This window comes from Modestobacter sp. Leaf380 (genome assembly GCF_001424485.1).
Classification (GTDB): domain Bacteria; phylum Actinomycetota; class Actinomycetes; order Mycobacteriales; family Geodermatophilaceae; genus Klenkia.
Window position 1 is genome coordinate 797977 of record NZ_LMQC01000012.1, and the last position, 11970, is coordinate 809946.

Below are 11970 nucleotides of genomic sequence, written 5' to 3' on the forward strand. Positions count from 1 at the left end.
TCAACGCTGGGCGACGGGGATCAACGGGGCCGCGGCCTGGGCCGGCGCGCCTCCCCAGCCGTCGGTCCAGTCGGCCCGTGCACGCCAGGCAGCCCGCCACACCCGCTCGTGGGCGGGTCGACGCTGTTCCAGGGCACCACGCAACAGCACGCCAGCACGCAAGGCCGACGTCGACCAAGCGCGACGCACTGCGGACGGAGACCTCCGGGCCAGCGTCGCCTTCCCCCGCAGCACCATCACGACCTTGGCCCCCGAGGTCGACGAGGCGCCGCCGGCGTGTGTCGCCACGACGGTCGGGACGAAGGACAGGCGGCGACCGAGGGCCGAGGCGCGTGCGCTGAGGTCGACGTCCTCGCCGTACATGAAGTAGCGGGGGTCGAACCCGCCGAGCTCATCCCACAGCTCGGACGACGTCAACAGCACACAGCCGGTCACGACCCCGACATCACGTTCGGAGTCCCGCCGCCATCCCCCTAGAGCCTCGGGGTTGGTGACGGACGACCTGGCCATGAGTGTCGACAGACCGGTGGCGAAGCAGAACTCGCCCCACACCGTCGGCGCGCCGAGACAGGAGTAGGGGTCCAGGGACCCGTCGGGCCGCTCCAACCGCCCCGTCACGATGCCACGGGTCGGGTCCGCGTCGAGGTGGGCCACCAGGGCCTCCAGAGCGCCCTCGCGCAGGATGGCGTCCGGGTTGAGCAGGAGGATGCGGTCACCGTTCGCCCACGCGCGAGCGGCGTTGCACGCCCGACCGAAACCCAGGTTGACCTCTGACCGCAGGGCTGTCACCCGATGGGAGAACCGCTCCAGCACCGGCGTGAGCGGCGGCTCCGAACCGTTGTCCACGAGGATGATCTCCGTGGAGTCGTCGACGGCGTCCACGAGCGCCTCGAGACACCGGGTGAGCCAGACCGGCGAGCCGAACCCGACGACCAGCACGGAGACACGAGGGTGCTGACCGTCGGTCACAGCGACTGCCGAGACGACTCGTCGCGGTTCCAGACGGCGCCACGCCGCCGGATCGAGCGGTGGAGTACACCGACCCGGACGGCAGCCGTCACCAACACGAACACCGCCAGCTTCCTGGCGGGCAGCTCTCGGGCTATCGCGCCGAGTCCGCGGTGACCCCGGACAGTGTCCTGGGTCTCCAGCACGGACGACCGCTCGAGTGCGACGTTGCCGGCGCGGACCCGGACGGCGCGGTGGACCAAGGCCCGGAGGTTCCTCGGCGGGTGGATGACCAGGCCGGGCCGGGTCGTCGCTCGCTGCGACGAGGGGAAGGTGCGCCGCGCATACAGGTCGTCGGCCACCACCGACGGGAAGGGGAGCAACCGCTGGTGACCTTCACGGGACACCGCGAAGGCGCCCGACCCGACGTAAGCGTCGTTCATGACCGGCAGCGCCAACCACACGTCGTAATACCAGCGGACCCAGCGGGAGCACCCGCTGAAGTCGGGCTGGAGAGCGGGCCCCACGACGTGGACGTCGCCGACACGCAACCGGTCTGCCAGGCCGCGAGCAGCGTCGGTACAGAGGTCCACGTCGGCGTCGAGGTAGATCCGCGGGAACCGGCTCGCCACACGGTCGCCCTCGTTGAGGGCCGCAGCCTTGCCTGCACCGGCGAGGTCGAGGACGGTCACGTCCCCTCCGTGGGCGCGCGCCTTGGTGACCGTGTCGTCGGTGCACGCGTTGGCTGCGACCACGACCTCGAACTCACCCGGTCGCGCATCACGGAGCAGGGTGTTGAGACACCGGTCGATGACGCGCCCCTCCTCGTGTGCCGGGATGACCACTGACACCCCGTCGGTCACCTCGGCCATGCACCCACCCCTCATCGCGCGCCCGGGGCCAGCGGGCCCGGTCGTCCGGTCCGAGTATGTCGGCCGGTTCCTCGGCGCACCCGATCCGTTCCCGACGGATGCGCGTGATCCGTCGCACGTCGACTTCACCCTTCTGGGCGGTTACAGATCGTGGCCACTCGAACACCATCTGTTCATGACCATCCGAACGGCACTGCGCCGCCCCCTCCGTGGGGCACACCTGCCCCGCGCTCGGGACCTGACGGCTGCTCTCGCCGCGATGGTCATCGCCCTCGTCGTGCTCACTGGGTCCGGCCCCGCCGGTGCATCCTCCATGTACGTGCTGCACGCGGGCAGCTCCATCAGCATGCAGCGACTGCCGGCCGTCGCGGACGTGACGCTCACGGCAGTGTCGTCCACACCGATCACGCGGATCGTCTTCTCCGTGGCTGGCTCTGTGGTCGGCCAGTCCTCCGCAGTGGATGCGTCGAGCGGTCTTTACCGGGTGACCACCGTTGCAGACCTCCGAGGCCTGTCCGGGAAGACCGACCTCCGGACGGTCTTCTACAACGGGCGGACCTCATCGACCGTCAGCAAGACCGTGCTCGCGGTCGCCCCGGCGTCGGCCCCGCCCGAGTCGCCCGTCTCCGCGCCAGACGCATCGACGCCGATCCAGGACCAGCCGACAGAGTCCGACGATCAGCCGCTCAGTCCTGCCCCGGTGGAGACTGCGGTCGACGCCCCGAGCAGCGAGGCCCCGCCCGAGCTCTCGCCAGCGCCGTCTCCGCCCGACTCCGTGCCGGCTCCGGCTCCGGCTCCGGCTCCGGCTCCCCAGCTCCCTGCCCCGTCCGGCGAACAAGCACCCGAGGCCGCCAACTCTCCCGACGTGGTCGGAACGGGTCCCCTCCTGGCCAACCCGGTACCGCCGTCAGCCCCGGGGACCAGCACCCCGCTGATGTCGACGGCAGGCCCCGACACCACTGGGGTGCCCAGCGGCGCCCTGCTCACCCCCGTGCAGGGCGACATGCTCATCACCACAGACGGGACCGTTCTCGACGGTGTCGATCTGACGGGTTGCATCACCATCCGGGCGCACGACGTCGTCATCAAGAACAGCCGCATCACGTGCTCGTCGTCGACCACCTCGATGGTGGTGGCCACGAACGGGAGCTACCGCAACCTGGTCGTCCAGGACAGCGAGCTCGACGGCACGGGAACCGTCGACATCGGGATCGGTTGGCAGAACTACTCGCTCAGCCGGGTCGAGATCCGCGGCACCAACGACGGCGCTCGCGCAGGCAGCAACACCACCGTGGACAGCTCGTGGATCCACGCCATGACCCGCCGCAACGGATTGCACCCGGACTCGATCCAAAGCACCGGCGGGACCGGCATCCGGATCACGAACAACTTCCTGGACCCGCGGAACGACGCCACCGGCGACCAGGGGAACGCCGCCATCATGCTGGGCAGCGAGCTCCGGCCCTTCGTCCTCCAGAACGTGTTCATCGCTGGCAACACCCTGAGCGCAGGCAACTACTCGATCAACGTCCGCGCGGACACCAACGCGTCCAACATCGTCGTCCAGGACAACGTCTTCAACACGGACGCCAAGTACGGCGCCATCACGGCTCCGCTGTCAGTCGCCATGAACGGCACCAACGTGCTCGCGACGGGACGCCCTGTGAGCGTGGTGCCGGCGCGGTGACCGGGTCAGCCGTCGCTGCCTGAGGCTGCCAGCAGGGCGAGATGCGCCTGCGCACGGACCCGCCAAGTGTGCGCAGCCACGAACTGCTCCAGTCGGCGAGACGTCCCAGGTGAGGAGGAACCGTCCAACGCGGCCCGCAGGGCCTCGCCGACGTCGTCAGCACTACGGACGACGTGGACGTGTGGGGCATCCAGCCACTGGACCGCCGGTAGGTCCGTGGACACCACGGGCAGCCCTGCGGCGAGGTACTCCAGGAGCTTGAGCGGGAAACTGGCGTCGTTGAACGCCGATGCGACATAAGGCAACAGCCCCACGTCGCTCGCGCGGAGCAGACCCGCGACGACTGCTGGAGGTTGCTCCCCCAGCAGTTTGATGCGTCCGGACCGGAGGTGCGGCGCCCAAGAATCCGAGGACGAGAAGGTGGTCTGCTGGCGGCCCACGACACACACGGTCACCCCAGCCGCGCACACGGCGCCCAGGAGCTCCACGTCGATGCGATCGGACACCATGCCGATGAACACCGCTCGTGGCGCGGACACGTCTGCCAGCAGGGCTGCGGGATCTGCGCTGTGCGCTCCGGGTTCACAACCGGGCGGGATGACGTGAGCTGGCGTGCGGGCGCCCATGGAGGCCGCAGCGCGGGCGAGGACAGGCGAGACGACGGAGACGACGTCGACCAGCCCCAGGAGCGCTCTCCGGTGGCGCTCGACCCGCCGGGCAGGGACGTTGATCAAGCCGGCGCCCGCGACGTAGTCGTCCTTGAGCAGGAGCTCGGTCCGCCACGGCCTCAGCGCGCGCACCGTGAGCGGGTGCGCGGCGGTCACGAGCACCGAGGGAGCGGGCTCCGACCGGCACACCCACCGGACGACGGCCGCGGTCCACAGTGCCGTGAGCAGCGACAGGCCAGAGCGCCGGCCACGCGGGAGCATCCGCGGAGAGACCACAAGCAGCCCGTCGACCTGCCGGACCCTCGACGGGTGTGGGCCCGAACGCCCCAGTCCGAACAGCGGCACGGCCGGCTCGACGTAGACGACGTCCACGAACTCCGTCAGGGCTCTGGCAACGCGCTGGTCGTAGAGCTGGTGTCCCTCGTACGAGGTCGATGCCAGGAGGACGACTCGACCGAGTCTCACGCGCGCGCGCCCAGGAGCTCTAGGAGGGGGAGGTGCCTCCTGCGCCAGGACAGTTCCTCGACGCAGGCGCGGCGTGCTGTCTCCGGTTGTCGTTCGCGCGCGACCGCACGTAGTGCGGCCGCTGCGTGGTCCCCACCGGGCTCGACCCAGAGGATCTGGGGACTGTCGACGTCCATGCCCGGCAGGCGCGTGGCGACGACCGGGGTCCCCGAGGCCAGGTACTCGTACAACTTCAGCGGCGACATCGCTTCCGTCAGTGGCGTCCGGTGGTGCGCCAGCAGGCAGACGTCACTGTCCTGTGCGAGCCGGACGATCTCCTGCCGCGTCCGCGAACCCAGGAGCGTGACGCCCTCTGCCGCTTCGAGGCGCCCTTTCACGGCGACGTCGACGACCGGGCCGGCCACCCGGACGTCAAACCCCGCCTGTGCGACTGCCTCGAAAGCGCTCAGGTCGAGTCGAGAGTCCACCGTCCCGGCGTAGAGCGCGGTGGGTCGGGGACGCCCTGTCCGCGTTTCTGGTCTAGGCGACCACAGGACGGGATCCACACCGTTCGGGATGACCAGGCCAGGGCCCCTGGGGTCGATCCGATCCAGGAGGACCTGGGAGACCGCGACCACCGTCATGCCACTGCGGGCGATGCGTTGGTACGCCCGCAGAGTCAGGTCCCGGTAGGGGGCGTGGTCGGGGATCGCAGACTCGTCGTCTTGCGCGTAGAAGACACGTTGGCCTCCCCAGCCGTTCCCCAGGTAGGCAGCGTGCCAGAGGTTGAAGGTCACGAGCGCGGGCTCCTGGAGCCCGTGTGCCCGCGCCGCGAGACGAGTCTGGAGGTCGTAGGCCCGGTACCGGCGCCGCAGACCGTCGTCGGAGACCGGCGGGGTCGTCAGGAGACTCAACGGTCGTACGCCCCGCAGCCCGGGTCCGCGAGGAGCTGGACGGTCTCCCTTGAGCCTGCGGTACACCTGCGACTTGACACCTCGGGGGTGATCAGCCACCAGAACGGTCCTCACCTCCGGGGAGGCACGCAAGGTGACCAACGTCTGATCGGCTGTGGAGTAGAAGCCGCGGCGTACGGCGTCGGTCCAGGTGTCGGAGACCAGCGCGACGACGACGTCGACCGTCATCGGGGGTCCTCCTGCACAGCGCGGCCGGCGCAGTCCTCGAAGACCGTCGTGTACTGGGCGGCCACAGCCGACCAGTCCCGGCCGCCGAGGTCGGGCCGGATCCCGGCGTCGCGAGAGCCGGCCGCCGCCAGGGCCTGGGCCAGGTGGTCGGCCTCCAGCGGGTGGTGGAACCCGTGCACCCATTCTGGCCCGACCTCGCGGCGGAGCGCCGCAGTGACGTCGTTCTCGGGCACCAGCACGGGGCGGGCCAGGGACAAGGCTGCGAACACCACCCCCGAGTTGTGGATCTCTTTGTACGGGAGGACGACGAGCGCGACGGAAGCGACCAGTTCCGCCAGCTCTTCATCGGGCAGGAAACCGAGGTGGAGCTCCAACCGGGGGTCCGAGGCTGCCGCTCGCTCGACCAACGTCCTCATGGCTTCGTCCGCGGGCTCCCCTGCGATGACCAGGCGCTCCTCGGGGTCACTGACGTCCGCGAAGGCACTCACCAGAGCGTCGATCCCCTTGTAGGGACGCAAGAAACCGAAGAACATCAAGCCCCGCCCAGCCGCGTGTGAGCCGTTGGACGGCCCAGCCATCTCGGCGCGGTAGTGACCGTGCGGGATGGTCACCATCGGGGTGTCCGCCCGGCCGTGTGTCGCCTCGTTGAGCCGGACGTGACAGGTGACGCTGCGATCGAGGAGCGTCAGGACAGTGCGCTCCACCAGACCCCCTTCCTCGTGCGGGGCCACGTTGTGCAGCGTGCGAACGACCCCTGACCCACGGAACCGCACCCGACACAGCAAGGCGACGAGCAGTGCGGTCCGGACCCAGGCGCGGGTCTTCCTCCGGTGACGCACGAGGTTCTCGGGCCAGTGCACGTGGAGGACGTCCCAGTCGTCGAGCAGCGCGGCTCGGTAGGAGAAGGAAGAGACCACGACACGACGGGGATCGAGCTGACCGGCGACGTGGTCCATGTAGCTCGGATGGGCGCCACCCAACCTCACTGACTGAAGCACCCGAACGGGTCCGTTCGAGCGTCCGACCAATAACCTCCTGCGCCGCGCCGCCCGTGACACACCCACTGTCACCACCCCGGCCGCGAGAGCCCAGCGGCCAGTCCGGGAGAACGTCATCGCCACAGTTCGACCGGGAAGCTCGCGATCAGGGCCTCGTCGACAACCGGCGCGGCCTCGCCGCCCATCTCGATCGCCTCTTCGACCGAGGACGCGAAGGCGGGTGCAGTCCGACCGGTCCCCTCGTAGTAGTCCAAGTACTTGAAGGCGGGCTCCGCACCAGGGAGCACCAGCCGCGCGGGGATCCCGAAGCTCTCAGCGACGACGATCCCGTGGAGGGAGGACCCAACCACCATGTCGCTGCTGGCAATACGACCCAGGACGTCCCAGACGGGGGCGCGGGGGTCAACGAAGTCCGGGTGCCTGCGGTGGGCGGGGACGTCATGCAGGTTGGGGACGACAGTGAGCCGGCGCCGCGCACGGCCACGCGAGAGTGTCGTCCGCGACCACAGCCGGCCCACGAGGACGCCGGGATCCCCATACACCTCGGGCACCTGCACGCCCGAGCCCAGGAGGACGTCACGGGTCCTCGGCCCTCGCACGGCACGCACGTCAAGCCGATCGCAACCGACCGGATGGTCCAGGTTCTTGCCGTTGACGCCGGAGCCCCAGACAACGTCCCCCGGTTGGGCAAAATGGAGGACAGAGCCGATGGACAGCAAGCGCGCATCAGCGGCCGCCTCCCCGGCACCTGACCGACGGAGCATCTCCTGCACCACGATCGGGCCCAGCAGGTCGCCGAAGTTGTCCACGGGCCTCGTGACGCTCTTCGGGAGGAACCGTGACCTCCGACGGCGCGGGTTCCAGTGGAAGAGCTCGACGTCAGGCATGTCGCCGCTCCTCGCTCCCAGCGACGTCCGCGGAGCGACAGGCGCTCCCGGACACTGCCGATCGTGCGCCAGACGCGTGGTCCTCGACGGCGTCTGTGCCGCTCACGCCAGGCTGAACGGCGCCGCGTTCGCCCGGTTCCGCACCCGGGTGGCGGCAGCCGCGCGGAGCAGCTCGATGGTCACGCCCTCGACCTCGGAGGTCGCCGCCAGGCCCCGCTCGCTGAGCAAGCCGGCGATCTGCAGCTGGTGGTCGTCGACGTGCTCGTCGAACTCGGGGCGGCGCGGCACCAGCACCGGGAAGCGGCCGGCCTGCAGCGCGGCCAGGGCGCTGCCCGTGCCGGCGTGGGCGATGACGACCTGGCTGTCGGCCATGGCGGCGAAGAGCTCGGCGGCGGGCACCCGGGGCCGGGCGTCGATGCCCAGCCCGCTGACGTCGGTCGAACCGGTCTGCCAGAGCACCTCGACACCGGCCGGGATGACCTGCACCAGGCGCTCGACCAGCCGCCGGAAGCCGTAGGACTCCGAGGTGCCCAGGGACACGACGATGCGGCGGATCTCGGTGGTGTCGTCCGCGCGCTCCAGGGTCACGCCCTCGTAGCCGTCGAAGACCGAACCGCCGTAGGACCAGTGCCGGTCGGCCCAGGTCTCGTGCTGGGTGAACATGTGGATGCCGGGGAACCGGCGCAGCAGCTTGCCGGACACGGACGGACCGTGCACGCGGGTCGCGCTCTCCAGGTAGTAGCAGGGCACGCCGTGCGCGCGGGCGACGGGCATGACCGACAGCGCCAGGCTCGCGCCGGTGGACACCACGGCGGAGATGTCCCGGTCGCGGAACGTGGCGCGCGCCTTCCAGGCGTTGCTGGCGACGGCGCGCCAGTCGCGCGTGGGCGCCGGGTCCATCCACTGGACCTGCTCGCCGGCGAGCAAGGAACGCGTCTGGGCGGTCGGGACCGACATCCAGAGCCGGTCCTCACCGACGGGGAGGCGGGGGGCGAGGGTCACCAGCTGCATCAGGTGCCCACCGTCGTTGGCCACCAGCAGGGCAGTCACGGGTCAGGTCCTCGTTCCGTCGATGTCTTCGGCTGCGCACTCCCCCGAGCCGCCGGAGGACCGCTCCAGCGACCGTGCGCACCGAGTAGACCCCGGATGCACCCCCCTGCGTCCAGCAGACACACCGGGTAATCAGTTCTTCACGATCCGGTACCACTGTGTACACACGACGGGTGGGTGTGAACCGTCCGTCTCACCTGCACCCATCACGAAGCGTCACAGCCAGGAGCGGTGACTCTCACCCTGCGGCGTGGGGGACATCACAGACTGCTTCTGCGCCGACACAGTCTGTGGGTGCGAGGGGTCAGGAGAGCTGCGCCCTGAGCTCCCGGGTGAACGCTGCCGCAGCCTGCCGACCGGGCACGCGTGCCCGCCCGACCACGCGGCCGAAGACCCGACGTCGCTGCTCCCGCTGCCCGTGCACCGACAACGTGACGCGCCGCGTCCCGGACCCGAGCTCGTGCCAGCTAACCCGCAGGACCAGGAGCAGGACACCCCCGGCGCCGACGACGTCGTAGCGCACGGACCCGGCGTTGGCCGACGACTCGACCACCCGCTCCGGCCCCGCGGACACGGCCAGGGCGGCCCGGGCGCCGGCGGCCCGCAGCGCCTGGGGTCCCGCCGAGCTGACGACGACGAAGCCCACGTCCTCCACGCCCGACCACCGTCCTCGTCCACCTCGGGCAGACCCCGGTACACGCACCCTGGCACGTGCCGGGCCCCACCGGTACCGGACGGTCCGCCACCTCACCAGTCCGGGTCGCTGCGGATGGGCGGGAGGGGACGGCGGGTCGGGCTAGCCTGATGCAGTGGGGCCACGGGCAGCGCGGTGGACGCTGGCCCTGCTCCTCGTCGGTGCTGGCGCCCTCACCCTGGGCCCCCTCCCGGTCTCCCTGCTGGACGCCACCTCCACCGTCGTCGGCGTCCTGACCGGACGCTCCACCATCACTGTCCGGGCGCCGACCGAGCAGGTCTTCAACGTGCTCCTCTTCCTCCCCCTGGCCGCCCTGGCCGTGCTGGCGTGGCCACGGTGGCGTCCTGTCGCGGTCTGGGTCGCCTGCGTCGCCGTGTCCGTGGGCATCGAGGCGACGCAGGCGCTGGTCCTGACCGACCGGGTGCCCTCGGTCCGCGACGTCCTGCTCAACAGCACGGGCGCGGCGATCGGCGTGGCTCTCGGCACTGCCAGGCGCGCCTCGGGGAAGGGCTCCCCGGACCGGCCCTCACCGCGCGACACCGCCTGAGGCTGCGCGACACGCCCGTCCGCGGCCCGTGCCACTGACACGGTCGGACCGGTGCGACCGCGGCCGGACCAGGCCTGCAGGGTGCTCGCGCCGAACGTCGAACCCCATCCCCACCAGCCGTCCCGGAGGCCCCACCCGGTGACCCGGCGGCACCTTACGGTCACCGGCAGTGCCAGTACCCGTCTCGCCGACCACCCGACCGGGTGACCGACCGACCCCCTGGAGGACCTCCGCGTGAAGTCGATGAGAACTGCCGTCGCCTCGGCGGCGAGCGTCGGACTGCTGTCCGTCGGCGTGTTCGCCGCCCTCCCCGCCGCAGCCGCGCCCGCCCCGGCCCCCGTCGCACCCGCGATCGGGGACGCCGTCTACGACCACCTCGAGGCGCTGCAGTCGATCGCCGACGCCAACGGCGGCAACCGGGCCCTCGGCACCCCCGGCTACGAGGCCTCCGCGGCCTACATCGAGACGACGCTGCGCGCCGCCGGCTACGCCCCGGAGCGCCAGTACTTCGACGTCTCCGAGCAGGACGTCACCTCGACCCTCACCACCACCCCCGTCGTCTCCGCGGACGACCTCGGCACCGCGGTCGCAGGGAGCCCGGACACCCCGGTCGCCGGCCTCACCGGGTCCCTGGTCCAGCCGGTCGACGCCGGCCGGCTCGGCTGCGACGCCGCGGCCTACGAGGGCGTCGACCTGACGGGGTCCATCGCCCTGGTCAGCCGCGGGTCCTGCCTGTTCTCCGTCAAGGTGCAGACCGCCGCTGCGGCCGGCGCTGCGGGCGTCGTCCTCTACAACAACGTCCCCGGGGCGCTGTCGCCGACCGTCGAGGGCGCGACGGGCCTCGTGCCCACCACCGCCCTCACCCAGGCGCAGGGCACCGAGCTCGGCGCGGCCCTGGCCGAGGGGCCCGTCAGTGCGACGCTGGTGGTCCAGACCGTCACCACCACGGTCGAGACCTTCAACATCCTCGCCGAGACGTCGACCGGCCGTGACGACAACGTGGTCATGCTCGGCGCCCACCTGGACTCCGTGCCCGAGGGCCCCGGCATCAACGACAACGGCAGCGGGTCCGCCGCCGTCCTGGAGACCGCCGTCCGCCTCGCGGACGACGCACTCAACAACCAGGTGCGCTTCGCCTGGTGGGGTGCCGAGGAGGTCGGCCTGGTCGGTTCCACCCACTACGTCGACGACCTCGTCGCGAACGACCCGACGACGCTGGACGAGATCGCCACCTACCTGAACTTCGACATGGTCGGCTCGCCGAACTACGTCATCTCCGTCTACGACGCCGACCAGTCGACGTTCCCGGCCCCGGTCACCGTGCCCGAGGGCTCGGAGGCCACCGAGGACGTCTTCACCGACTACTTCGACGGCATCGGGCAGGCCTGGGTCGACACCGAGTTCAGCGGCCGTTCGGACTACCAGGCCTTCATCGCCAACGGCGTCCCGGCCTCGGGCCTGTTCACCGGAGCCGACGACGTGAAGACCGAGGAGGAGGTCGCGCTCTTCGGCGGGACGGCCGGGATCATCCACGACCCGAACTACCACACCCCCGGTGACGACCTGAGCAACATCGACACCAAGGCCCTGGACATCATGTCCCAGGCGATCCTGGCTGCCACGACCTCCCTGGCCGCGGACACGTCCGCCGTCAACGGGGTCCAGCCGCCCCGGACCGGTCTGGTCGTGGAGAACGTCCGCGCCAACACCCTGTGCCTGCTGGGCAAGGCGGTCGTGGTCGTCGGTGGCCGCAACGGCGACGACGTCGTCGTCGACCTGACCTACGGGACCCCCTACGGCCAGCGCGTCGACACCACCGTGCAGCCCGGCGAGCAGTCGGTCGCGTTCCTGAGCTCCAAGGCCAAGCGCGTCCCGGCCGGCACGGCCACCGTCACGGCCACCGCCACCGTCGACGGCGTCCCCGTGAGCCAGACCTACGAGGTGGCCTACCCCGGCAAGCGCTGCTGAGGCAGACCGACCCACGACAGCGGGCCCTCCCCATCCCGGGGAGGGCCCGCTGTGTCGTTGCGGTG

Annotated in this window: 11 protein-coding genes; 3 read left to right on the forward strand and 8 right to left on the reverse strand. The window is 70.9% G+C overall.

Annotation, left to right across the window (positions count from 1 at the left end; genetic code table 11):
* Both ASG41_RS11855 and ASG41_RS11860 read right to left on the reverse strand, forming a co-directional pair.
* Positions 1 to 969, reverse strand: coding sequence for a glycosyltransferase family 2 protein (locus ASG41_RS11855; protein WP_056294369.1), 969 nt, complete (start codon positions 967 to 969; stop codon positions 1 to 3).
* Positions 966 to 1820: a glycosyltransferase family 2 protein gene (locus ASG41_RS11860; RefSeq protein ID WP_056294372.1), complete on the reverse strand. Its 855-nt coding sequence runs from the start codon at positions 1818 to 1820 to the stop codon at positions 966 to 968. Before ASG41_RS11860 ends, ASG41_RS11855 begins: the two co-directional genes overlap by 4 nt.
* On the opposite strand from ASG41_RS11860, the gene ASG41_RS23605 reads away from it, so the two are divergent.
* Positions 1786 to 3507: a hypothetical protein gene (locus tag ASG41_RS23605; protein ID WP_162245557.1), complete on the forward strand. Its 1722-nt coding sequence runs from the start codon at positions 1786 to 1788 to the stop codon at positions 3505 to 3507. The two genes, ASG41_RS11860 and ASG41_RS23605, sit on opposite strands and share 35 nt — an antisense overlap.
* 5 nt (positions 3508 to 3512) lie before the next feature.
* Here ASG41_RS23605 and ASG41_RS11875 read toward each other — a convergent pair whose 3' ends face one another.
* The 6 genes from ASG41_RS11875 to ASG41_RS11900 form a co-directional block, all read right to left on the reverse strand.
* Positions 3513 to 4547 carry a glycosyltransferase gene (locus ASG41_RS11875; RefSeq protein WP_157519312.1) on the reverse strand — a complete coding sequence of 345 codons (1035 nt, stop codon included), beginning with the start codon at positions 4545 to 4547 and terminating at the stop codon, positions 3513 to 3515.
* 89 nt (positions 4548 to 4636) lie between these two features.
* A complete protein-coding gene (locus ASG41_RS11880) occupies positions 4637 to 5761 on the reverse strand; it encodes a glycosyltransferase (protein WP_056294385.1) in 1125 nt (374 codons plus the stop codon).
* Entirely contained in the window at positions 5758 to 6717 is a 960-nt protein-coding gene (locus ASG41_RS11885; RefSeq protein ID WP_162245558.1) for a glycosyltransferase, read from the reverse strand. Before ASG41_RS11885 ends, ASG41_RS11880 begins: the two co-directional genes overlap by 4 nt.
* 155 nt (positions 6718 to 6872) lie before the next feature.
* On the reverse strand, positions 6873 to 7646 hold the full coding sequence (locus tag ASG41_RS11890; RefSeq protein ID WP_056294391.1) for a polysaccharide pyruvyl transferase family protein: 774 nt from the start codon (positions 7644 to 7646) through the stop codon (positions 6873 to 6875).
* 102 nt (positions 7647 to 7748) lie between these two features.
* Complete coding sequence (locus tag ASG41_RS11895) at positions 7749 to 8696, reverse strand: glycosyltransferase (protein WP_056294394.1); 948 nt, start codon at positions 8694 to 8696, stop codon at positions 7749 to 7751.
* Positions 8697 to 9000: 304 nt separating this feature from the next.
* Positions 9001 to 9351: a hypothetical protein gene (locus tag ASG41_RS11900; RefSeq protein WP_056294397.1), complete on the reverse strand. Its 351-nt coding sequence runs from the start codon at positions 9349 to 9351 to the stop codon at positions 9001 to 9003.
* Between the two features lie 154 nt (positions 9352 to 9505).
* Here ASG41_RS11900 and ASG41_RS11905 point away from each other — a divergent pair, with 154 nt between their 5' ends.
* On the forward strand, positions 9506 to 9937 hold the full coding sequence (locus ASG41_RS11905; RefSeq protein WP_056294400.1) for a VanZ family protein: 432 nt from the start codon (positions 9506 to 9508) through the stop codon (positions 9935 to 9937).
* A gap of 243 nt (positions 9938 to 10180) precedes the next feature.
* Positions 10181 to 11905 carry a M20/M25/M40 family metallo-hydrolase gene (locus ASG41_RS11910; RefSeq protein WP_235564760.1) on the forward strand — a complete coding sequence of 575 codons (1725 nt, stop codon included), beginning with the start codon at positions 10181 to 10183 and terminating at the stop codon, positions 11903 to 11905.
* Positions 11906 to 11970 lie beyond the last annotated feature (65 nt).